At 41.1% G+C, this 21,610-nt stretch carries 20 protein-coding genes and 1 pseudogene; 5 read left to right on the forward strand and 16 right to left on the reverse strand.

Annotated elements, in window-relative coordinates; genetic code table 11:
- Nucleotides 1–3: 3 nt before the first annotated feature.
- The 13 genes from QY304_02405 to glyA all read right to left on the reverse strand — a co-directional run bounded on the left by QY304_02405 (nt 4) and on the right by glyA (nt 16,743).
- Nucleotides 4–1,041, reverse strand: coding sequence for an AI-2E family transporter (locus QY304_02405; protein ID WKZ26229.1), 1,038 nt, complete (start codon nt 1,039–1,041; stop codon nt 4–6).
- A 235-nt stretch (nt 1,042–1,276) separates the two neighbouring features.
- Nucleotides 1,277–2,545, reverse strand: a complete 1,269-nt coding sequence (locus tag QY304_02410; protein WKZ26230.1) for a pitrilysin family protein — start codon at nt 2,543–2,545, stop codon at nt 1,277–1,279.
- 8 nt (nt 2,546–2,553) lie between these two features.
- Nucleotides 2,554–3,885 (reverse strand): glycine--tRNA ligase, encoded by a 1,332-nt coding sequence (locus tag QY304_02415; GenBank protein ID WKZ26231.1) that lies wholly within the window; start codon nt 3,883–3,885, stop codon nt 2,554–2,556.
- A 6-nt stretch (nt 3,886–3,891) separates the two neighbouring features.
- Nucleotides 3,892–5,847, reverse strand: coding sequence for a hypothetical protein (locus QY304_02420; protein WKZ26232.1), 1,956 nt, complete (start codon nt 5,845–5,847; stop codon nt 3,892–3,894).
- Nucleotides 5,848–5,929: 82 nt separating this feature from the next.
- On the reverse strand, nt 5,930–6,523 hold the full coding sequence (locus tag QY304_02425) for a recombination protein O N-terminal domain-containing protein (GenBank protein ID WKZ26233.1): 594 nt from the start codon (nt 6,521–6,523) through the stop codon (nt 5,930–5,932).
- Nucleotides 6,524–8,317, reverse strand: a complete 1,794-nt coding sequence (locus tag QY304_02430) for a class I tRNA ligase family protein (GenBank protein ID WKZ26820.1) — start codon at nt 8,315–8,317, stop codon at nt 6,524–6,526.
- A 46-nt stretch (nt 8,318–8,363) separates the two neighbouring features.
- Nucleotides 8,364–10,037, reverse strand: coding sequence for a class I tRNA ligase family protein (locus QY304_02435; protein WKZ26234.1), 1,674 nt, complete (start codon nt 10,035–10,037; stop codon nt 8,364–8,366).
- A 138-nt stretch (nt 10,038–10,175) separates the two neighbouring features.
- Nucleotides 10,176–11,525, reverse strand: a complete 1,350-nt coding sequence (locus tag QY304_02440; GenBank protein WKZ26235.1) for a hypothetical protein — start codon at nt 11,523–11,525, stop codon at nt 10,176–10,178.
- Between the two features lie 53 nt (nt 11,526–11,578).
- A complete protein-coding gene (argS, locus tag QY304_02445) occupies nt 11,579–13,258 on the reverse strand; it encodes an arginine--tRNA ligase (protein ID WKZ26236.1) in 1,680 nt (559 codons plus the stop codon).
- A gap of 45 nt (nt 13,259–13,303) precedes the next feature.
- Nucleotides 13,304–13,735: a dUTP diphosphatase gene (gene dut / locus QY304_02450; protein WKZ26237.1), complete on the reverse strand. Its 432-nt coding sequence runs from the start codon at nt 13,733–13,735 to the stop codon at nt 13,304–13,306.
- A 92-nt stretch (nt 13,736–13,827) separates the two neighbouring features.
- The gene (locus QY304_02455) at nt 13,828–14,418 is read right to left on the reverse strand and encodes a hypothetical protein (GenBank protein ID WKZ26238.1); all 591 of its coding nucleotides are present in this window, start codon (nt 14,416–14,418) and stop codon (nt 13,828–13,830) included.
- Between the two features lie 29 nt (nt 14,419–14,447).
- Complete coding sequence (locus QY304_02460) at nt 14,448–15,236, reverse strand: hypothetical protein (GenBank protein WKZ26239.1); 789 nt, start codon at nt 15,234–15,236, stop codon at nt 14,448–14,450.
- A gap of 253 nt (nt 15,237–15,489) precedes the next feature.
- Nucleotides 15,490–16,743 (reverse strand): serine hydroxymethyltransferase, encoded by a 1,254-nt coding sequence (gene glyA, locus QY304_02465; protein ID WKZ26240.1) that lies wholly within the window; start codon nt 16,741–16,743, stop codon nt 15,490–15,492.
- Between the two features lie 178 nt (nt 16,744–16,921).
- On the opposite strand from glyA, the gene QY304_02470 reads away from it, so the two are divergent.
- A complete protein-coding gene (locus QY304_02470) occupies nt 16,922–17,416 on the forward strand; it encodes a hypothetical protein (GenBank protein WKZ26241.1) in 495 nt (164 codons plus the stop codon).
- Nucleotides 17,417–17,486: 70 nt separating this feature from the next.
- Here QY304_02470 and QY304_02475 read toward each other — a convergent pair whose 3' ends face one another.
- Nucleotides 17,487–18,179 (reverse strand): deoxynucleoside kinase, encoded by a 693-nt coding sequence (locus QY304_02475; protein WKZ26242.1) that lies wholly within the window; start codon nt 18,177–18,179, stop codon nt 17,487–17,489.
- A 9-nt stretch (nt 18,180–18,188) separates the two neighbouring features.
- On the reverse strand, nt 18,189–18,698 hold the full coding sequence (locus QY304_02480) for a deaminase (protein WKZ26243.1): 510 nt from the start codon (nt 18,696–18,698) through the stop codon (nt 18,189–18,191).
- A gap of 31 nt (nt 18,699–18,729) precedes the next feature.
- Here QY304_02480 and QY304_02485 point away from each other — a divergent pair, with 31 nt between their 5' ends.
- The 4 genes and pseudogenes from QY304_02485 (at nt 18,730) to dcd (ending at nt 21,094) form a co-directional block, all read left to right on the forward strand.
- A complete protein-coding gene (locus QY304_02485; protein WKZ26244.1) occupies nt 18,730–19,566 on the forward strand; it encodes a thymidylate synthase in 837 nt (278 codons plus the stop codon).
- Between the two features lie 22 nt (nt 19,567–19,588).
- A pseudogene (locus tag QY304_02490) lies at nt 19,589–19,849 on the forward strand (GIY-YIG nuclease family protein).
- Complete coding sequence (locus QY304_02495) at nt 19,846–20,373, forward strand: dihydrofolate reductase family protein (protein ID WKZ26245.1); 528 nt, start codon at nt 19,846–19,848, stop codon at nt 20,371–20,373. The pseudogene QY304_02490 and the gene QY304_02495 overlap by 4 nt, the downstream one beginning before the upstream one ends.
- 64 nt (nt 20,374–20,437) lie before the next feature.
- Nucleotides 20,438–21,094 carry a dCTP deaminase gene (dcd, locus tag QY304_02500; protein WKZ26246.1) on the forward strand — a complete coding sequence of 219 codons (657 nt, stop codon included), beginning with the start codon at nt 20,438–20,440 and terminating at the stop codon, nt 21,092–21,094.
- A gap of 89 nt (nt 21,095–21,183) precedes the next feature.
- Here dcd and rplK read toward each other — a convergent pair whose 3' ends face one another.
- Nucleotides 21,184–21,606: a 50S ribosomal protein L11 gene (rplK, locus tag QY304_02505; protein WKZ26247.1), complete on the reverse strand. Its 423-nt coding sequence runs from the start codon at nt 21,604–21,606 to the stop codon at nt 21,184–21,186.
- Between the last annotated feature and the right edge of the window lie 4 nt (nt 21,607–21,610).

Genomic DNA, 21,610 nt, shown 5'->3' on the forward strand with positions numbered 1-21,610 from the left:
AAGTCAAGAAGTTTTTTCCGGCGTTTTTTTGGCATGTTTTCTTTTATCCATGTCCTCCAAAAAAACCATCGCAACCGCCGCCAAAGGAACAGAAATCAAAATCCCTAAAAATCCGGCTAACTTGAAGCCGACGACCAAAGACAAAATAACAATAATCGGCGAAAGACCGACAACTTTTTTGACAACCAAAGGGTAAATCAGCTGACTTTCAAACTGCTGAATGATGACGTAAAGGCCGATAACAATAAAAGCCATCGTTAGTCCACCATCCAAAAAACCGAGGGCGATAGCCGGCACCGCGGCAATAATCGGCCCAAAGACCGGAATAATTTCCATAATCGCCGCCAAAAAAGCTAAGAGCAAGGCATTCGGAACCCCCAAAAGCAAGAGGCCAAGGTAAGTCAAAACTCCAACAATAACAGCAAGAACTATCTGACCCTGTACCCACAGACCGATTTTGGCTTCCGACCGGTGCCACAAGTCAAGAATATATGCTTCATATTTTAAAGGCGTTACTAAGCGCAAGAAATGTGACACTCCACCTTTCTGAACTGAAAGATAGAAAGATAGAACAATAATCAAGACCAAAGACAACATACCGCCAAAGAAGACCGACGCAGCGCTAAGAAAATTAAAACTGCCGGACAAAGCTAAATTGGCTTGAGTAACAAATTCTTGGAGTGAAAAATCTCTGATCACCGACTGACCCAAAAAGCCGTCCTGCAGAGGATTCCAAACCTCAAGCTCGGTTAAATGCTCCGGCAAATCTTTAAGCAAAACGGTTGTTTCGTTTAAAAGCGGAACAAGAAGAAAATAAAAAGAAATAGCAAAAATCAAAGCTGCTAAAAGATAGACAATCAAAACCGCTATAACTCTCGGTATTTTGTGTTTGCCAAACCAGCGAGTAGCCGGCTCAACCGCCGAAGCAATGAGAACCGCAGTCAAAACTACTAAAACTAAATCGCGAAGGACAAACAAAGCCCAAACCAAAATCAATATAAAAACAACCTTAAAAACACTTCCAGTGGAAATATTTAGCATTTTTAAATAATAGCATAAATTGGTGGCTAGTCAGTAGTGAGTGGTTTTTAGAAAAATCAGCAAAAAATGGTTGGGTAGTCTTGCAACATTAGGACACTTGCTACACTCCATACAACACAACTCTTTACCAGACCATTTACCACCAAAATCAATCTCCTTTCAAACAATTTAAGACGGCCGTCTTAAATTGTTTGAAATTAAATTAATTGAATTATTTATATCAAATGCATCAAAATCAAATTCGCAAGATTTTTAGAAGAGTATTTTTGTTTTTAACTTCCCCAACAACAGCTAGATTGAGTTTTCGGTTTTGGAAAATGTCTTTGGCAATTTTTTGAATGTCACCAGCAGTTACCGCTTTTATTTCTTTTGCCATTTGCTCCGGTGTTTCTAAAGAATGTTTCAAAACTTCTTGGTAGCCGAAAAATTCGGCCATAGCGTCAGAGGTTTCAAGCCCTAAAAATAAATTGCCAATCAAATAATCTTTGGCTTTTTTTAACTCTCCTTCCGGCACAATTTCATCCTTCAGCCGGCAAAATTCGGCAAGAATCGCGAGAATCACCTCCTCAATCCGCTTTTTATCCACGCCGGCTGAAACCGCCAAGTAACCGTGGTCGGTATATTCATCAGTAAACGATTTGACATAATAACCGACTCCCATTTCTTCGCGCAGTTTCTGAAAAAGCCGACTGGACATCCCCTGCCCTAAAACGGCGTTCAAAACTTTGAGCGCCGGCAGTTTTGAACTTTTAATTGAAAAAGTTCTAACACCTAAAATCAAATGTGTTTGGTCGGTCTTTTTTTGTTTTATTAAAATTTGCGGAGAATTTTGCCGCTCAACAACGGCCAGCTTTTTCTCCCTACTTTTACTTTTTAGATTGGCAAAAGCTTTATTCGCTTCTTTCAAAACCTCCCGTCGATTAAAATTACCGGCGACAATTAAAGTCGTAGTGTTTGCTAAATAATGTTTGTCGCGATAAGAGACAAAATCCTCTCGCTTCATTTTTTTGACCGTCTCTCGGGTGCCGGCAATATTCCAACCAGCTGGCTGATCGCCGTAAAGAAGCGACATAAAAAGATCGTAGATATGGCGCTGGGGCGTATCTTCATACATATTTATTTCTTCAACAATCACACCTTTTTCTTTTTCCATCTCTCCGACCGGAAAAGTTGGATGGAGATACAAATCAGAAATAATATCAACGAGCTTTTTGAAATGTTTCGGATGAGCTTTGGCGTAGTAGCCGGTAAACTCTTGAGAAGTAAAAGCGTTGTATTGAGAGCCGATTGAATCAAGCTCGCGACTCAAATCAATGGCTTTCGGCCGTTTTGTTGTGCCCTTAAAACACATATGCTCCAAAAAATGCGACAAGCCGCTGATGTTTTTGGTCTCATATTTTGAACCGGCTTCAACCATAATTAAAACCGTGACCGCCGGATTGTCTTTGTGCGGAATGGTTATTAGCCGTAAACCGTTTTTGAGAATGGTTTTTTGAAATTTCATATTTAAAATCAATCGGAAAAAAGATGGATTAGCTCTTTTATTTGAGTTCTTTTTTGCTCGCCCGTATCGCGATCGCGGACAGTAACAGTCTCGTCTTCAAGAGTCTGAAAATCAATTGTTACGCAAAAAGGCGTTCCGATTTCATCCTGCCGACGGTAACGCTTGCCGATGTTGCCGTTGTCATCGAAAGTTACCATCGAAATTTCTTTGCGAATCATTTCATAAACCTCTCTCGCCTTCTTTACAAGCTCCGGCTTATTTTTCAAAAGCGGAAATACCGCGACCTTAACCGGCGCGATTTCCGGCTTTAACTTTAAGTAAACTCTTTTTTCACCTCCCATTTCGTCTTCGGTGTAGGCTTCAAGTAGTACGAATAAGACAGCTCTATCAACACCACCGGAACATTCAATATCCCACGGAATAAATTTACTCTTCGACTCTTCATCAAAATACGAAAGATCTTCATTGGAATATTCGCTATGCCTCTTCAAATCCCAATCAGCGCGGTGATGTATTCCCCATGCTTCTTTCCACCCAGCAAATGGCGTATTGTATTCAATATCCCAAGCATCTTTTGCATAGTGAGCTCTTTCATCTTCCGCGTGCTGGCGAAATCTTAGGTTCTCCTCTTTAAACCCGAGGCCAAGATACCACTCCCATGCAAATTGTTTCCAATATTCAAACCACTTCTTCCCTTCAGATTCTTCCGGCTTGATATAAAATTGCAATTCCATCTGTTCGAACTCTCTTTGTCGGAAGAGAAAATCTCTAGGAGTAATCTCATTTCTAAAAGCTTTGCCAATCTGGCCTATACCAAAAGGTATTTTGGGGTGCATAGAATCTAAAATATTTTTAAAGTTAACATGCACACCTTGAGTTACTTCCCCGCGTAAATACACTTTCTTAGATGTTTCTTCTGACGCACCTAATTTTGTTTCTACTAAGAGATTAAATACTTTCGGTTCGGACCATTCCACCTTTTCTTTCTTATGTTTCGCTTCGTGTTCTACAATCGCTTCGGGCTGATCGGCCCTAACTCGTTCGTGACAAATTTTGCATTCCACAAGCGGATCAACCAGTCCAGCTTCACTAGTATGACCAGAAGCATCCCAAACGCTTGCGGGCATTAAAATAGCCGCGCTCATTCCATATACATCCTCTCTATCAGAAATAAATTTTTTCCAGAAATATTGTTTGATATTATGCCTTAACTCCACCCCGTAAGGTCCGTAATCAAAAATTCCCGACAGTCCCCCGTAAATTTCAGAACCTTGGAAAATGAAGCCTCGGCGCTTGCAAAGGCTGACAATTTTGTTCATTAGTTCTTCTTTCTGATTCATAGATATTTAGGGCGATACTACTCGGCCCATTTGGAACGAATAAATCGGATCAGTTGTAATTCTGATGGTTGCTGGTGGGTTACGATCCGAAACCTCTCTTCCCACAAAAACATCACGTCCAGTCGCTAAAACTTCCCCGACTAAATTTGATTCATTATTAACCTGCCCCAAGCTCGGCGAAAACCTTACCTGGAAAGCCACTTCAAGTGGCGCATTTGAAATTCCCTGACCGGAAAGGATTCGGCTTATATTCCATTTTACAATTCGTGTGTTCGGGTCGAATTTCAAATCAGCAGAAGATGGACTAATTCGATTAAGCCATTCTACATAAACTGGCAGAATTGCGCTAACTTCAATATCGGCAACCTCATTTATGTTATTACTAAGAGACCAAATTATAGTATAGGTCGTTGAACTCTCGGCTTTAGGCGGAAGTGGACCGGAATTTACAAACGGTCCAACAGAATAAACCGCCCGTGAAGCGACAGTCAAATCAGTCTCAACCTTAACATCTCTCAAAGAAGAAATGGTTATTTCCTCTGGCGAGCGCCCTTCTAACAAACGTGTCCCTTTTATAGTCGCTGTCATTTTTACTGATGAATTTTTTAAATTTTCCAAATCACGAGCATTAAATTTGTTAATCGCAAAAGAAAAATCTAAAGTTCCACTTTGCCCACTTCTTATCTTCAAAAAATCTGCAAAAGTATTTTTATCCCAAATAATTAAATTCTCCTGGGACCGGTAAAAACCACGGCGATCTGGTGACACGGAAGCCCTATCCCAACCATTACCGGCAAAAGACAGGTTTATGGAGACATCACTCAAATCGTCTGGCAAATTGTTTCTCCAATTTATCTGTCCACGGACGGTATTACCAAGCTTGCTAATATATTCACCCGATTGAGTGCCTTCGATGTCCATCCTAAGGGCCAAAGCCGGCTGTCTTATAAAGACCGGCTCGCTGTGTGACAACAATTCCGTGCCAATTATTCTTTCGTCAGTCTGACTCTGAATGCCCACAAAATATCTAAAATTCTTCTCATCTCCGTCTTGCCCACCGATTATTCCTCTTAAAACAATTTCTGACCGACCCCTTGGCTCTAAATCTCCAATAACCCAAATTCTGTTATCGAAAGACGGTTCTGGCAAAGACTGGGTAAAAGAAAATTCCGGCGGATATTCGGCAATAAGCATCAGGTTCTTCAAAACCGAAGTTGAATTAGAAATAATAGAAATTCTTGATTCTATTTCTTGACCAGATCTTGCTTCAGGCGACGCTAAAACAGAAACAGAAATCGGCGCAGAACGAAGCTCAACTTTGTAAATTTCCTCCTTAGCAAAAACACTTCGCCCTTCGCGAGTCTTGTATTGTACTAAAATTTTTATTTCCTTGATGCTCTGTGCCGGACCAAACAAAACTGAATTAAACACTCTTGAAAAGCGGCCGTCTTTTGGGGACAAAACCCCAACTATTTCTTCTTGTCTCAAAATTGGCTTTTGTAAATCCATTGGATCTCTTGTCCCGTCCGGATACTCCAGAATTAAAACCACATCTTCAAGTAGAATCCGATTTTTATTAACTACCGAAACGTCAAGGGAAAGCTCCTGCCCGGATTCAATTGCTGACAAACCCTTTACATCAATAATTACTTTGTCAGAGCTGATTCTGTTAAACCCAAAAAAAATCGCTACCATGGCAAGCGAAACTGCCAAGATAGAAAACGAGATTGAAAAAAACAGCGATCTTCTCAGAAAATTTTGAGAAAAATGAAATTTCTTTTTCGCCTTCTTCTCAATTTCCGGCCAATTTTCCCGAGCTTCAGTTTTTTGGCTATCCAAGGAGTGGCGAGATTTTCGCAAAATCGAAGGCCGATTTTGAGCATAAAGTTCTTTTTCCAGTCTATCTATGGCATTTAGCTCGTTCTGGTCTTTTGGATTTTTACCCTTCCTAATATCATTCATACAGAAAAGATTTTAACATAAATATAAGGATAGAGCGCTCGGTTTTTACAAAATTATTGTTTGTCTTTTTTACCAAACTAAGCTAACTAAAAAGCTGGCTGGCCTTAAAGGAAGCGTTTATTTCCTTCACTGCTTCACGCCTCCACGAAGAAAAAATTTTCAAATCTTCCGGTAACAAATTTTCTTTTTGCAAAAAAACTTGCCAAGGCCCACCGTCTCCAAGATACCCCAGAAAATTTAGAGAGCGCAAAATCGCTATGCATTCAAAATTTTTCAATTGTTCGGGAGACAAGGGGTTGAGAAGTAAAAAATTAATGTCGTTTTTGATTGAGTCAAAAAAAATATGATTCTGCTCATCTTCAGGTAAAAGTTTTTGAATAAGAGTGAAAAAACGAGCAATAAAATAAAATTTGTCGTCAGCTTGGAGAGCAAAATAGAGATTTAAATTCGACAGAGCATCGGTAATTTTCCAACCATTCTTACCCTTAATAAAGGTAAAATTGCCGGCAGAATAATCGGTCAAGGCCGGCTTGAGTTTCGAGTGGGGCGCCCGAGCGCTTTGCGCTCGGGCGTAAATCAAGCCCAAATCGCGAGTAAAGATTTTGTACATTTTACTGGCTTCGCCTGAATTAAAATTTGCCAAAACAAAGCCGGGAGTATGATATTTTTGATACATTTATAACTCTTCCAATTTAATACCACCTTCGCCAAATTCAATTTTCACCTTAGTCTGCTTATAAATTTCCTTTTCCAATCCCCCTAGAGAATTTTTCAAGCTAGAATCAAAAATAAATTCGGCCTGATCTTGCGGTTTGAGGTTTTTTTTCTTTCTTAGATCCTGAATCTGGCGAACCAAATCTCGGAATCGACCTTCTTTTTCAAGTTCCGGAGTAATTTTAGAATCAAGTAAAACCTCTTCTGAAAGAGTCTCAGCAAAAATTATCTCCTTCACATTTACCTCATCCTTTACAAGATTTGTTAGCTCTTCCTGATTTTGCAGTTTCAAACTTTTAACTTCCAGTTTCCCTAAGGGTTGCCGAACTTTCAGGCCCGCCTTCGCCCTCTGTTCAAGCGCCAAAGAAACAATTCTCCTAACTTCTTTCATGTCTTCTAAAATTTTTGTTTCGAGTTTTGTATGTCGGGCTGTATTTTTAGGCCAATCTTTCAGATGAACACTTTCAGGCCCACCCTCATATTTTTCCTTCAATGATTGATAAATTAATTCAGCAAAAAACGGTATAAACGGCGCAATAATAACCGACAAATTCTCCAAAACAAAATAAGTTGTCGTCAAAGCTGTGTTTTTATCCGACTCATTTTCATCATTTTTAAATCTGTCTCGCGAGCGCCGCAAATACCAAGTTGAAAGATCATCAACAAAATCAGTTATTGAGCGAGTCGCCCGATCAAGCGCATACCTTTCCAAAGATTGGGTGACTTCTTCAAGAAGTTCATCTAAACGAGCTAAAATCCAAATGTCTAAAACATTCGGAGAATCCGGCCGGCCTTGAACTTTTAAGCCCGATTTTTCATAAAGTTTATAAAATTGCAAAACATTTCCAAGCCGCAACAAAACTTTTTGCATTGCTTCCTGAACGCCCTTTTCCGAAAAATTCAAATCCTGACCACGAACAACCGGCGATGTTAAAAGATACAAACGCATTGCGTCAGCCCCATACTTTTTTACGATTTCCATCGGATCTGGATAATTTTTCAACCGCTTGGACATTTTTTGTCCGTCTTCAGCCAAAATCGTGCCATTTACTACAACAGCTTTATAAGGACTCTTACCAAAAAGCAAAGTCCCCAAGACTAGCATTGAATAAAACCAGCCGCGGGTTTGATCCAACCCTTCAGCAATAAAATCCGCCGGGTAACCGACTGGCCGATTGAAAATTCCCGGGCGCGGATTGAAAATTTTCAGGTTTTCAAAAGGAAAATGGTTTTGAGCGTAGGGCATTGAACCGGATTCAAACCAGCAATCAAAAACTTCCGGTACCCTTTTCATTTCCCCGCCACATTTACACTGAAATTTTATTTCATCAATAAAAGGTCTGTGAAGTTCGAGTTCAAAATTTTCATTTCTCGGTAATGGTAAATATTTTATCTCCTTAAATCCGCCGGTTTTTACGTAGTCGTCGTGAAGATTCTTCTCTGCTACAGACTGACCATCGCTCCAGCCCAAAGCGCCGGCTTCCATCATCCAAATCGGATATTCGTGAGTAACAATCAAAATGTTTTTGCCTTCATACCTTCTTTCCATTTCAGAAAGAAAATCACAAACTCTTTTTTTGACATCAGAAAGATTCTCTCCACCATTCGGCCTTTTGGTTACCTTCTCTAAAGTTGAAGAAAAATATTTCCTATACTCCTCAATCGGTTTTAGATTAAATTCTCCAGAATCTATCTCTCTAATTCTTTTGTCAAAAAAGATTTTTTCAGAAGGTAGATTTAATTCTTCAGCAATAATTTCTGTAGTTTCTTTGGTTCGGAAAAAATCTGAAGAAAAAACTAGGTCAATTCTTTCTTCCTCTCAAATGACGGGCGGTTTTTTGGGCCTCCAGACGACCCTTCTCCGTCAGATAATGCGGGTTTTCCGGTCTACCACTAACTATGTTTTTAGCATTACTCTCGGCCTCACCATGGCGGACCAAGATGTAATTGTTTTTGGATTGAAGCTTACTGCTTAATTTTTCAACCGAACCGACAATTTCTTTAAACTCGCATTTTTCACATTTCCAAACCGGAACCGGCGCTCCCCAAAAACGGCTTCGTGAAATTGACCAATCTTTTGCATCCGCAAGCCAATTGCCAAATCGGTATTTGCCAACTTCTTCCGGCACCCATTTTATTTTCTTGTTTTCAGCGACTAACTTATCACGGTGTTTCGAAACTTCAACAAACCAAGAACTAGATGCGTAATTGAGAAGTGGCGTATCACAGCGCCAACAGTGCGGATATGAATGAACCACTTTTTTCTTTGAGAAAAGAAGCCCTTTATGCGCCAAATTTTTGATAATTTCGATGTCAGTTCGCTGACTGTCTTCCTTGGGCTTCACAAGTAGGCCGGCAAAATCTTTAACCTCCGGTTTGAATTTACCGGTAACGTCGACGTGCTGAATAAATGGTAGATTTTCTCTTTTTGATAATTCATAGTCTTCCGAACCGAAAGCCGGCGCGATGTGAACAATGCCTGTACCCTCTTCAAGAGACACGAAATTATCTGCATAAACTTTCCAGCCGTTTTCTCTACCTTTTAAGCTTGTGTCATTTGAGTAATAATCAAAAAGCGGCTCATATTTGAAACCAACCAATTTTTTGCCTTTAAATTCCTCAATAATTTCATACTGCTTGTCAGCCAAAACTTCGCCGGCTCGGTCCTTGGCTAAAATATAAATTTCATCTTCAAGTTTTACTTTTATATAATCAGCTTCAGAATTTACGGCTAGCGCGACATTGCCCGGGAGTGTCCATGGCGTTGTCGTCCACGCCAATAAGTAAGTTTTTTCAGCTTTTGGAATTTGGAATTTGGAATTTGTTTGTGCTTGAGTGTTTGTAACTTGGAATTTTGCAGTAACTGATATATCGGTCACGTCGCGGTAACCTTGCGCGACTTCAAAATTGGAAAGGGTAGTTTCGCATCTAGGACAAAGATGCATTGACTTGAAACCCTCATAAACCATTCCCTTGTCATACAATGTCTTAAAAGCCCACCAAACTGATTCAGTATAAGAAGCATCCATTGTTCGATAATCTTTTTCCATATCAACAAATCGGCCGAAGCGCGGGATTTGTCGGCGCCACTCGTCGGCATAACGCAAAACGCTATCCGAAGCTTTTTGGTTGAAATTATGGATTCCATAATCAATAATGTCTTTTTTGGTTTTTAGACCGATTTCCTGTTCAATTAAATTTTCAACCGGCAGGCCATGGCAATCCCAACCCCACCTTCTTGGCACGTGATATCCCTGCATAGTTTTGAAGCGAGGAATTACGTCCTTAATTGTTCCAGCTAAAATGTGGCCATAATGAGGTAAACCTGTCGCAAAAGGTGGACCGTCATAAAAAATGAAAGTGCCTTCTGGCGAAGGTTTTTGAAGTGTTTTTTCAAAAATTTTGTTTTCTTGCCAAAATTTCAGGATTTCTTCTTCCCTCTCGGAAAGCTGGTTTTTATTAGACTCGTCGGACATATGAGGATGATTTTAGCATAATTAGGGTATAGGGTTTAGCCACTAGGGTTTAGGAAAAGAAAACGCCCCGCGCGAGTACGCGCGGGGCGAAGGATTCAGGCGCTCTATACAAAGTTCCTAAAAAGTCAAAATTAGAATTTAATAAAGAGTCCGCCAAGCATAATTATTTGAGGCGTCCTTAGCGCAGACTTCCGCAGAATCCTTAACTCCCGACGCTCCTTGAGTAAACCAAAAAGTTCCTCTTTGAGATACATTGCATGATGGTCTGGATTCTTCTGATAAAATTTTTACCCCGCCGTTTACCTGCAATTTTGCGCTCGGATCAGCCGTGCCGATTCCGACATTGCCGGATTTGGTCATTAAAAAATTTGGAATTTGATTGATACCGTCAGAAATAACAAACGAAGCGTCTCTTGTACCATCATTGCCAACCTGCCAAGTCCCCTCGCGATTTTTAAAATAAACTAAAGATGACTCCTTATTACCACCTGCTTCTATAGAAACAATCGTATATCCATCGGGTCTAAAGAGGTGTAAAAGAGTCTCAGGATTTGTTGTCCCAATTCCAACATTTCCTCCGCCGGTAGAGGTGATTCTCATCCTTTCTGTGTTGTTAGTTCCAAAACGAAGATAACCATTTTCAAAGTTCCAAATAGTAGAGTTCAATTGGTTGTTATTCATTCCGACAAACAAACCGTCGGTGGCAAGGTGGCCACTGTTGTCGTTAGTAAGAAGTATGGCGCTCTCTCCACTTTGGGCAACATGGAGTCTTTTTTGCGGATTTTCTGTTCCGATACCGACATTACCCTCAAAACTACTGTCTCGACTTGAATATTGTCTAAAACCACCAACAGAAACAACTCCGTCTCCGCTACTACTAATGCCAAAAACTCCTGTCCCAAGTTGACTAGAACCCATTATTCCTTTTCCAAATTCACTAACCCCTTTTATTCCTGCCCCAGCGAAAAAAGGATTTTTACTGTACCCGTAAATTGCCGTGGCTGTTTCTAGGCCATCCGGACCATCAAATTCTTCCGTAGAGATGGCTCCCAACATAATAGGAATGGGTGGTAACCAGTCATCTCCTATGTGAATCACATCGTTTGTATCAAATTCCAAATTCCTCAAAAAACTGTTGGCGACCCACTTTTGGCCGTCACACTTTACTGTCTGGCCCTTGACCCCTATTGGCAAAAGAGTTGAGCCGCAAGTTCCGGAAACTTTTTTTGAATCAAGTTTTGTCAAAGTTTCGTTTGTCTCCAGTAAAGACAGACTGGTATTTAAATTTTGTTTAGTGGAAATTAAAGCGGTTGACTTAGGTTTAGACGAGACAACTTGCGCTGATTGTTCTAAGCCCGACAGATAATTTATTATTGCGCTGAAAAATGATTGTAGCGGATTCTGAACGGTCTGCTCTTCAGCGTAAGCACTTGTGGTAGAAAAAAAGAGAAGTGAAAAAATGAATATCGCGAACACTAAATTTTTCATATTTTTCATGTTAATTATTAGTTATTTAGCTGATAAAAAGCACAAAAATTATATCACATCCTCTCCGGCACCTTTATACCTAAGAGATTAAGGCCGTTTGTAAGGGTGATAAGAAAAGCTGCGGTTAGGGCGATTTTGTAAGGAGAGTTTTGGTCGACGAGATCAACAATTTTTTCTTTGGCGTAAAAACTGTTGAACGCTCCGGACAGCTCGATCAAATATCCGACCAGCTTTTGCGGTGCAAAATCTCTTGCCGCAACTTCTACCACGCTCGGAAATCTGTACAGCAGTTTTTCAACATCGTTCACATTCTCCCCTCCTCTTTTGACACCGGCTTTTACTTTTTCTGTTCGCGCTTTTTCCAAAACCGACTTCGCCCGCACAGCCGAATACTGCAAATATGGTCCGGAATCACCTTCAAATGAAAGTGATTTTTCAAAATCAAAGACAATGTTCCGGCCAAGAGCTTGTTTCAAAATTGAATATTTCAAAGCGGCCACCGCAATCTGATCAGCAACCTCTTCTTTCTTTTCGATTTGCCGATCTTTCATCTTTTCAAGCGCCATTTTTTTAAGTTCATTCAAAAGCCATTCGCCGGAAATGATACTGCCAGTCCTAGAAGACATCCGGCCTTCCGGCAGACGTAGACGGCCGTGCGAAAGATGCTCTATCTTGCCGTTTAAATCCGGAAAAACGAATTCGGCCGCCTTCATCACGACCTTGTAATATTCGGCTTGCTCAACATCGGTTACGGTAATTGACCGGTCAAATTTAAAAAATTTACGCTTGAGTTCAATCAGTCCCAAATCTTTGGCTTCGTATGTCGGCAGACCTTCTGAATTTATAAAAACTCGTGTGTGGAGACCGGATTTTTCTTCTGGGAAAATTATCGCGTTGTCACTTTTTTCAAAAATATCTGGATTTTTTTCAACCAATTTTTTACCTATTTCTCCGGCTTGGCTTTCAAAAAAGTGACCGTCAAACCTACTTCCAAGTCGAGTATAAATTTCCTCAAAATGCTGTAGCGACAATTCTCGGCCTTTTTTGTAAATTTTATTTATTTCCGGATCAGATTCGTCGTAAATTTTTTTGTTTATTTCAACAATTTCTTTCTTGGCGACCTCATCACCTTCATAAGCCCTATCACCTTCTGCATAAAACTTTCCGAGGTCGTGAATAGCTAATTGTGAATAGTCAAAGTTTTTATCAATAATTGCCCAAATCGCTTTAGCCACATGAAGCCCGACATCGCCGTGATAAGTCACACATTTAAGCTTCGGAGCTTCGGCTTCGAGCAAACGTGAGACCGCCTCGCCAACAATGTTGTTTACTAAGTGGCCAATGTGAAATTCTTTAAAAGGATTCGGCTGGGTATGCTCAATTATTATTTTTTGGCCAGCCAAATTTTTATTCCTGCCCCACCTATCTCCTTCTTTTAAAATTTTCTTTATTTCCTCTACAAAAAATTCTTTTGCTAAATAAAAATTTATAAACCCCGGCCCAGCAATTTCAATTTTTTCAATTTCCTTAGGTTTTGACGCTATCATATATGGTAGTAGTTTTTCGGCAATCTCACGCGGATTTTTATTCAAGTCTTTTGCATAAACCAAAGAAACATTTGAGGAAAAATCTCCATGAGAAATTTCAGCAGGATGCTCAAGCTCTATCCTTGGATCTTTAACCCCAAAACTTTCCAGAGCTCCTTTTATTAAATTTTCCAGCTTTTCTTTCATTTGTATTTCCCTAAACCCTATTGGCTACACCCTATACCCTAGACCCTATTTCCTCCCCGTACTACCCCACCGACCTTCGCCACGACTGGAAGACGAGAGCTCATCAACTTTCTCAAAACCGGCAAAAACCACCGGATGCACAATCAGCTGGGCAATTTTGTCGCCTTTTTCTATTGTATAAGATTCGTGCCCAAGGTTAACTAAATGCACATTATACTCCCCGCGATAGCCAGCATCATAAACCCCGCCCATCACATGAAGTCCGGCTTTGGAAATACTGCCTTTGTCATGAACAATAGCTCCAAAACCTTCCGGAAATTCCAAAGCGAAACCCAAAAAGAAAATGTACCGCTCACCTGGTTTTAAAATTTTGTCTTCCAGCGAATACAAATCCAAACCAATATCGCCCGGATGAGCGTAAGACGGAATTTTGGCCTCGGAATTCAAAATTTTTATTTTAAAAATCGGTTTATCCATAACCTAGAAATTATATCTTGATTGGTATTAAAAAGAAAAAGAGCGCCCAGACCAGATGGTCAAGGCGCCCTGAGGGTGAACGAGAGAGAGGATCAGTAGTAGACGATTTGGATCGTCGGTTTGACGAGAATGCAGACCGAGGTGTCTGCACTGCAGGACAGGTTCTTTTCACAATCAATCGGTCGATTGCAGAACCCGATGCGATCTTTGCACTCGCATTTGTCCATGACCACGATGGACACCATGCCCTCTGCCATGAAAAGCTGGGTAGCTCTCCCGACAAAGAGTTCTCCATCAGAGAACTGGATGGCCAGTCCGAGGACCGGCCGGCCGTGCCTCATGGCGAGAAAGCCGGAGATGTGGTCAACCCCGTTGTTCTCGTCAGAGGAAAGAGGAGTCACCGCTTCAAACTCGATCCAGTTCTCAGTGAGGATGAACTCCTGCTTGATGACAAAAGTCGTCCCATCGACGACAACTGTCATCCTGTCTCCATCGTAGTGCACGATGATTTTGCGGTCACCATCGGCGCTCGAGTAGGCGATGTAGAAGAGGTCTCCGATGGGAAGCTCGTCCCGAACATCCGGAACCATCTGCCGAACAACCGGTTGAGCCATGAGATTGGCCGGGAAGAAAACGAAAGCGACCATCAGAGCGAGGGTGTACACCACATGTTTGCACTTCATGTTCTACTCCTTGGCTTGGGATGAGGTATTCATCGACGAACCAATCCCCACTCGTACGTCCGAGTAGTTGAAAGACCAGACTGAAACTGTCCAACCCGATTGTGAATTCTGACATTCTCCCTTCTGGTCAGCAGACCGGTATCGACATCAAGGAAGTAAGTATTGGCGCCATAGTAGAAATCCAGGCGCCCCTTCTCATCTTCCTCTTCAAACTTGTAGTGCCGGTTGACAACCTTGTAGACCTTTCGGCCATTCAAAACATCTTCCTGGACCTCTCCTTTGGAGATTTGCTGGGCAAGATCGTTAGCCCAACAGTTTCTCCAGAAAAGCCATGCTTCAATGTTGGCCCCGCAGGAAACAGGCAGTCCAGACGTTGCAGGATTACCTAGTTCCAAACTGGCCGACTCCATCCAATCCTCATCGCAGAGGCCGGACAGATTGAAGCGTTTGGTCTTTGTGCTCCCATCAGGCTGAACCACCTCCGCCACCCCAACAACCAAACTGGTACTCTTGTCCTCCGTGAGACGAACGATAGTAACCGGTTGGTCGGAGATGTCATGCCGGAAGATTTCCGACACCAAACTTGTAGGGGTCATAGTCATCGTGGTGAGAATCTGAACACGGTGGTGTTCGCCAGCCACAAGTGCCTGGCGAATGGCCGCCTCAGGATCTCTCTCTCCAACCTGACTGTCTTGAAGATTCATCTCGTAGTAGGTGACGTCTTCCGTCATCTCGATCACGATCTTCTTCTCGGCAGAGTTGACCTTGTCGCGGAACCGCTCCGCGATCTCTGCGGCAGTAGGCAGTACTTCTGCCACGACTGCGTCCCGCGTAGGCGGATCTGCCTGCGACGAAACGATCGCCGCAAGGAATGCCGAGATCAAAACCAGGATCCTGTTGAACTCCTTCATGCGTGTCTCCTTGTTTTTTCTCTGTGCTCTCTCTCAAAGAGCTGGTGTTTTGGTAATTCTGCTACCATTATAGCAAAAAAACCGTTTTGTCAACAGGTTGTGGAGAATTATGGATTAGAGCCCCCGCTTCCTCGCCAAGGCGAGGAAGCGGGGGCCTGATTTAATTTCTTAAAATTTTATCTATTTTTTGAGCAATCTTGATGAAATCTTTTTCCTTTTTACCACGGGTTGTCTCGGCCGCGGTGCCAAGCCGGATCCCGGACGGATCAACTGGGCTACGAGAATCAAACGGAATAGTATTTTTATTAACAATGATTCCGGCTTTTTCCAATTTATCACTGGCTTCTTTGCCGCCAATTCCTCCTGCCCTGAGCGAAGTCGAAGGGTTTCCGTTATTCCAGACGTCAACCAAAAGTAAATGTGAATCAGTGCCGCCGGAAATTATTCGCCAGCCGAGTTTTTGCAGTTCTTGAGCGAGCGCTTGGGCATTTTTAACAACTTGTTTGGTATATTTTTTAAATTCCGGTTTATCCGCCTCTGCTAAAGCTACGGCGACCGAAGCGATTTGATTCAAATGTGGACCGCCCTGAAGTCCCGGAAAAACCGCCCTATCAATTTTTTTATTCAGTTCTCTTTCATCAATTCTGGAAAAAATCATGGCTGAACGCGGGCCACGCAAAGTTTTATGAACAGTCGTTGTTACAACATCAGCGTAGGGAAAGGGTGATGGATAAACTCCGCCGGCAATAAGTCCGGCAATGTGAGACATGTCCACCATTAAATAAGCGCCCCTTCGACCTTGCTCAGGGTAAACCACAGAATCCGCAATTTCTCTAAATTTTTTCCAATCAATAATTCGCGGGTAAGCGGTAAAGCCGGCGACAATTATTCTCGGCTTTTCTTTTTTGGCGATTTTTTTCAACTCTTCGTAATTTATCGTCTCGGTATTCTTGTCCACACCATACGGAACCTGCTTCCAAATTTTTCCGGTAATTGAAACCTTGTGGCCGTGAGTCAGATGGCCGCCGTGGTCGAGCGACATGCCCATAATCTTTCCTTGCTCCGCCGAAGCATTCTGCGAAGGCGAGACGCCTGCTGGAACAAGTGCGAGATAAACGGCGACATTGGCTGGCGAGCCAGAAAGCGGTTGGACGTTTACAGACCATTTAGCAGGATTTAATTTAAATAATTTCAGAGCTCGCTTTTTAGCCAGATCTTCCACCTTGTCTGAAATTTCGTTGCCCCCGTAGTAGCGATACTTAGAATAGCCCTCGGCATATTTATTGGTAAGTTCAGAGCCCAAAGCTTTCAGCACATCGCTTGAAACATAATTTTCCGAAGCGATAAGATTGATGACGCTTTTTTGCCTTTTTTCCTCAGCTTTTATGAGTTTTTCTATCTCCTTATCTTTCATAGCGTATATACTATCACATTTTTTAACCAATATCGGTATTTTATTTGGTCTTATGAAAAATATTTTTAATACTTATTTTAATTTGATTTTTATCCATAAAAATAAAAAATTTTATAATCAATCTACCACGGCCGTGGTAGATTGATTATAAGAAGGCAAATTGTTATAATCATCTAATATGATTTATAGAGGTTCATTTTCGGAACTAATTCTTAAACTACTTCTTTACAAGACCCTCCCCTATAAAGATGTTGAGGAACTTGTAAGAAAACATAAACAATACAAAAACAAACCTAGCGCTTCTATTAGAAACACACTCACTCGATTAAGAAAGAAGGGGTTGGTCAAAAAAACTCAAACCGGCTGGTCATCCAGCAATCTGATAAATTCAGTGCTAAAAAATAACATCAATGAATTAGATAAAATTAAACTTCAAGCGTCTAAGAATAAAAAGAATGGGGAGATGATAGTAATGTATGACATACCTGAATACCTAAGGTCAAAAAGAGATATATTAAGAGATGGACTAAAGGTTCTTGACTTCAAACAAAAACAGCAGAGTGTCTGGATAGGTCCTGCCCCACTACCTGAAGAATTTATGAAATTTATTAATGATTTAAAAATTACAAAATATATAAATTTCTTTAAAGTTAAGGAAGAAGATATTGTGTAATCATTTCGGCACGGCCGTCGTGAAATGATTATATTTTACAATCCAATATATTTAGATCTAAAAAAATATTTCAGATTTTCAATTTTTTCTTTACAATTTCAAAAACTTTTTGGTGCACGTCCTCTGGCGACATGCAAATATTTCCCTTGCAACAAGAAATTTTCTCCCAATTTTTATTTGTTTTATGGAGATAAAGAGCGGTATTTCGAGAATCTTTAAGATGAAGTAAATTGTCTTCGGCCACATCACGCTTACCGTTTAAATATTTCTTGCTTCTTTTGGTAACTTTGTTCTCCAGCCATTTTTTACTGACTTCAAAAGGTACATCCAAATAAATCACCGTGTCCGGTCGCGGGATTTTAAAAATTTCAAATTCCATTTTATCCAGCCATAACAAAAACTTTCTTCTCTTAGTCGCGGAGCGAATTTTACTACCCTGATGAATTTGATTGGCGCTGACATATCTGTCCGAAATCACAACGTAACCAGCATCAAGCCATTTTCTGATTTGCTGACTTGATTCAAAGCGGTCGGCGGCATAAAGCACCGAAGCAACCTGCGGATCTGTCTGAATAAAATCACCAAACTTACCAGACAAATAATCACCAATAAGCGCACCAAAAAAATTATCGTAATACCTCGGAAAATCAATCGTCTTCACTTTGTAACCCTCTCTTTTAAGTCGATCGGCCAAAAATTTGGTCTGGGTCGCTTTCCCTGACCCATCAATGCCGTCTATAACAATTAATTTTCCTGTTTTCATTTTTTTATTTTATTTAAACTGTCTACCCAAAATATGAGTTGGAGTTGAAAAATTAAAAAGCTTTTCACTACCATCAAGAAGGAATACATTTTTAATCCCTGCTTCAATCATTTTATCCCAGCACGGCTTACAACACCACCAATGACCCCAAAGATATAGATCGGCACCAGAAATATCTTCTTTGGTTTTTCTAGCATCTAGAATTGCTCTTGGCTCCGCATGACTGTCATATCCACTGCACCCGGGACAAAGCCAGTATCTTGTACCAGACTTTATTTTGAAAAATTTCCTAATACAAAAACCGTCTCGATGAAATTTTTGGAGTTTAGAATTCTTAAGAAGCGATTGATTGGCTCCTGTCCCTACAATAGAATCTTCAATAACAATAACCGCACCAGTTGGCTGCATTGAATCACTTGAAAGATTCCGCGCCGCTTCCATCGCCGCCCTCATAAAAGGATTATTATCTGGAACATAAAAAATCTTTCGGCCTTCCGGGAGGTATGGGTACTCAATCATGATTAGATTATTGTATAATGGCACTACCTTAATGACAAAGTTTGACCAAATCTACAAAGAAATGCTTAGAGCTCTCATGGAGCGCGGTATTGAAGAATATTCCGAGCGAACCAAACTCCACACCAAAGCTCTTCCTGGCATGCACTTCCAAATTAATCCAGAGTATGACGGTTTTCCGCTTTTAACTCTTCGAAAAATTCCCGTTATTGCTCCCATTGCAGAACAAGTCTGGTTTCTCTCTGGCTCCAGAAAGCCGGAGGAACTTTTACGCGATTTCACAAAAATTTGGGACGTCTTCACCAACCCAAACGACGTTGTGACTGTCGCTTACGGTTATCGCTGGCGCAAACATTTCGGCCGAGACCAAATCGGCAAACTCATTGAACTTTTAGAGAAAGAGCCAAGCTCCCGACATGGAGTTGTCATCGCTTGGGACCCGGGCCAAGACGGCCTCTCAACTTTCAAAAAAGCCAACGTCCCCTGCCCTTACACTTTCACGGTAAATATCATCGGGGGCAAACTTCATTTGCATAACATTGTCCGTTCAAACGATATGGTTTTAGGATTTCCTTTTGATGTCACTGGATTTTGTTTTCTGCAATACGTTTTGGCGCAAAAGCTCGGAGTCGAAGTCGGAACATATTCCCATTCAATTTCAAACGCCCATATTTACGAGAACCATTATCCGGCGGCAGAAGAAATGATAAAAAGAACTAATGGCCATCCGCCGATTAAATTAGCTCTGCCGGAAAAGACTTTTGAACGCGCAGAAAAAAAAGACGCGGATTTAATAAATGAAATTACAGAACAGCTTAAAGAGCAGTATAATCCGATGGAAAAAATTGAGGGGTTAAAAATCGCGCTTTAATACATCCCGTACGAAGTATTATATGTACTATACATACGTATTACAGAGTCATCAAAACAAGAGATTATACACCGGGTACACGAGTGACTTACGGAAACGTTTTAAAGAACATAACGATGGAAAATCGTCATACACCAAAAATCGCGGTCCTTACGAGCTTATTTATTATGAAGCATGTTTAAATAAAGAAGATGCGAGGTCGAGATAATTATATCTTAAATCAGGAAGAGGTAAGCGTTACCTTAAATCAAGGTTAAGACGTTTCCTACTTCGTACGGGATGAAAACATACATTATCGCAGCACTGTCAGCCGACGGCTTCATAGCAAAAAATAACACCGAGTCGTCCACAAAATGGACAAGCAAGGAAGACACGGCTTTTTTCCGAGAGCGGACAAAAAAAACCGGAGTGATGATTATGGGCTCTACGACTTTTGAAACTTTTGGTGGAAAACCCCTGCCCGGCCGACGCAACATCATTTATTCAAGATCTAAAAAATACGAAGGTGTAGAAACAACTTCAGAATCTCCAAAAGATCTTTTAAATCGCCTAAAGAAAGAAGGGGTGGAAGAAGTCGCCATTTGCGGGGGATCTTCCATTTACACCCTTTTTGCCGAAGCTGGACTGGTGGACAAACTAATTTTAACGATAGAAAATATAATTTTTGGAGAAGGAGTGCGGTTGTTTAATAAAAAAATTGATTTGAAAATTTGCTTGGCTTTACACCAACAAATCGGCCCGAATACGGTTGTGCTAGAATATGATGTAAAACTGCTGAAACACGCTGAACCTAAAATACACCACTGAAGAACGCCGAAAAGAATCAGCGACCAATCAGCGTTTTGATCGGCGACCAATCAGCGGAATAATCATGGCTATAATCACAAAAAAACAAATTTTAGAGAGAATTGAAAAGGGCGAGATCGGCTTCAAGCCGGAGCTTGACCAGTTCCAGCTGCAAGCCCACGCTGTTGATCTTCGGCTGGGATTTACTTTTTTAATTCCAAAAATTTGGCGGCTGACTGAAAGAGGCCGAGAGGCCGTCAACATTGACCATTTTGCCAAAGATCGGCCGCAGTATTTTGACACGGTAGAATTGGAAAAAGGCCAGTTCTTTGACCTTCTACCCGGCGAACATATTTTGGTTTCAACTTTAGAATCAATAAAAGTGCCGGCTGATTTAATGGCCGTTCTTTACCCTCGCTCTTCGGTAAATAGAAAAGGTCTTTCGGTTGATTTGACCGGTATCATTGATTCCGGCTACGAAGGCCAGCTGGCGGTGCCGGTTAGGAATAATACTCAAGCTCAAACAGTCCGGCTTTACCCGGGAGAAAGGTTTTGCCAAGTTGTTTTTGACCGGCTTGATGAAAAAGTTGAAATTACAAAAAGCCGATATCATAAAAAAGACATTATTGAAGGTTTTATAAGAAACCATGGAGAAAAATCGGAACGAGACGAAGAAGAGATTGGGATGATTAGAAAAGGTGAGATTAAAGAGCTGAAAGAAAAATATAAGATTAACAATTGACAGTTAACCTTTAACAATTAACTAAAGACCAAATTTCGCAAAGCGAAATTTGGTCTAGTTACATGTCACTTGTCACAGGTAAAATGTTTTTATTTTACCTCCACCCCCATGCTTCTAGCGGTGCCTTCAATTATTTTTGCGGCGGCTTCAATATCATTTGCGTTGAGGTCCGTCATTTTTTCTTCAGCAATTTTTTTAATCTGCTCGCGCGAAATCGTACCGGCCTTGGAAACCAAATTCTTTCCCGACCCTTTTTCTTTACCGATAGCTTTCAGAATAAGCCGCGAAGCCGGCGGAGTTTTCAAAACAAAATCAAAACTTCGGTCTTCATAGACGCTAATTTCAGCTGGAATAAGCTGACCTTTTTTTTCTTGAGTCCTGTCATTAAACTGCTTAACAAATTCACCGATATTAATACCAGCTTGGCCCAAAGTTGGCCCCAGAGGAGGAGCTGGTGTTGCCGCCCCGCCCATCGCTTGAACTTTTATTTTTTTAACTAATTTTTTAGCCATCCCT

The sequence above is a fragment of the Candidatus Paceibacterota bacterium genome, from assembly GCA_030583745.1.
Lineage (GTDB): Bacteria > Patescibacteriota > Minisyncoccia > Phycocordibacterales > BOKC01 > BOKC01.

Coding starts and splice junctions, on each gene's coding strand:
- QY304_02405 (WKZ26229.1), bottom strand. CDS start 1,041: ATGCTAAATATTTCCACTGGAAGTGTTTTTAAGGTTGTTTTTATATTG.
- QY304_02410 (WKZ26230.1), bottom strand. CDS start 2,545: ATGAAATTTCAAAAAACCATTCTCAAAAACGGTTTACGGCTAATAACC.
- QY304_02415 (WKZ26231.1), bottom strand. CDS start 3,885: ATGAATCAGAAAGAAGAACTAATGAACAAAATTGTCAGCCTTTGCAAG.
- QY304_02420 (WKZ26232.1), bottom strand. CDS start 5,847: ATGAATGATATTAGGAAGGGTAAAAATCCAAAAGACCAGAACGAGCTA.
- QY304_02425 (WKZ26233.1), bottom strand. CDS start 6,523: ATGTATCAAAAATATCATACTCCCGGCTTTGTTTTGGCAAATTTTAAT.
- QY304_02435 (WKZ26234.1), bottom strand. CDS start 10,037: ATGTCCGACGAGTCTAATAAAAACCAGCTTTCCGAGAGGGAAGAAGAA.
- QY304_02440 (WKZ26235.1), bottom strand. CDS start 11,525: ATGAAAAATTTAGTGTTCGCGATATTCATTTTTTCACTTCTCTTTTTT.
- argS (WKZ26236.1), bottom strand. CDS start 13,258: ATGAAAGAAAAGCTGGAAAATTTAATAAAAGGAGCTCTGGAAAGTTTT.
- dut (WKZ26237.1), bottom strand. CDS start 13,735: ATGGATAAACCGATTTTTAAAATAAAAATTTTGAATTCCGAGGCCAAA.
- QY304_02455 (WKZ26238.1), bottom strand. CDS start 14,418: ATGAAGTGCAAACATGTGGTGTACACCCTCGCTCTGATGGTCGCTTTC.
- glyA (WKZ26240.1), bottom strand. CDS start 16,743: ATGAAAGATAAGGAGATAGAAAAACTCATAAAAGCTGAGGAAAAAAGG.
- QY304_02470 (WKZ26241.1), top strand. CDS start 16,922: ATGATTTATAGAGGTTCATTTTCGGAACTAATTCTTAAACTACTTCTT.
- QY304_02475 (WKZ26242.1), bottom strand. CDS start 18,179: ATGAAAACAGGAAAATTAATTGTTATAGACGGCATTGATGGGTCAGGG.
- QY304_02480 (WKZ26243.1), bottom strand. CDS start 18,698: ATGATTGAGTACCCATACCTCCCGGAAGGCCGAAAGATTTTTTATGTT.
- QY304_02485 (WKZ26244.1), top strand. CDS start 18,730: ATGACAAAGTTTGACCAAATCTACAAAGAAATGCTTAGAGCTCTCATG.
- QY304_02495 (WKZ26245.1), top strand. CDS start 19,846: ATGAAAACATACATTATCGCAGCACTGTCAGCCGACGGCTTCATAGCA.
- dcd (WKZ26246.1), top strand. CDS start 20,438: ATGGCTATAATCACAAAAAAACAAATTTTAGAGAGAATTGAAAAGGGC.
- rplK (WKZ26247.1), bottom strand. CDS start 21,606: ATGGCTAAAAAATTAGTTAAAAAAATAAAAGTTCAAGCGATGGGCGGG.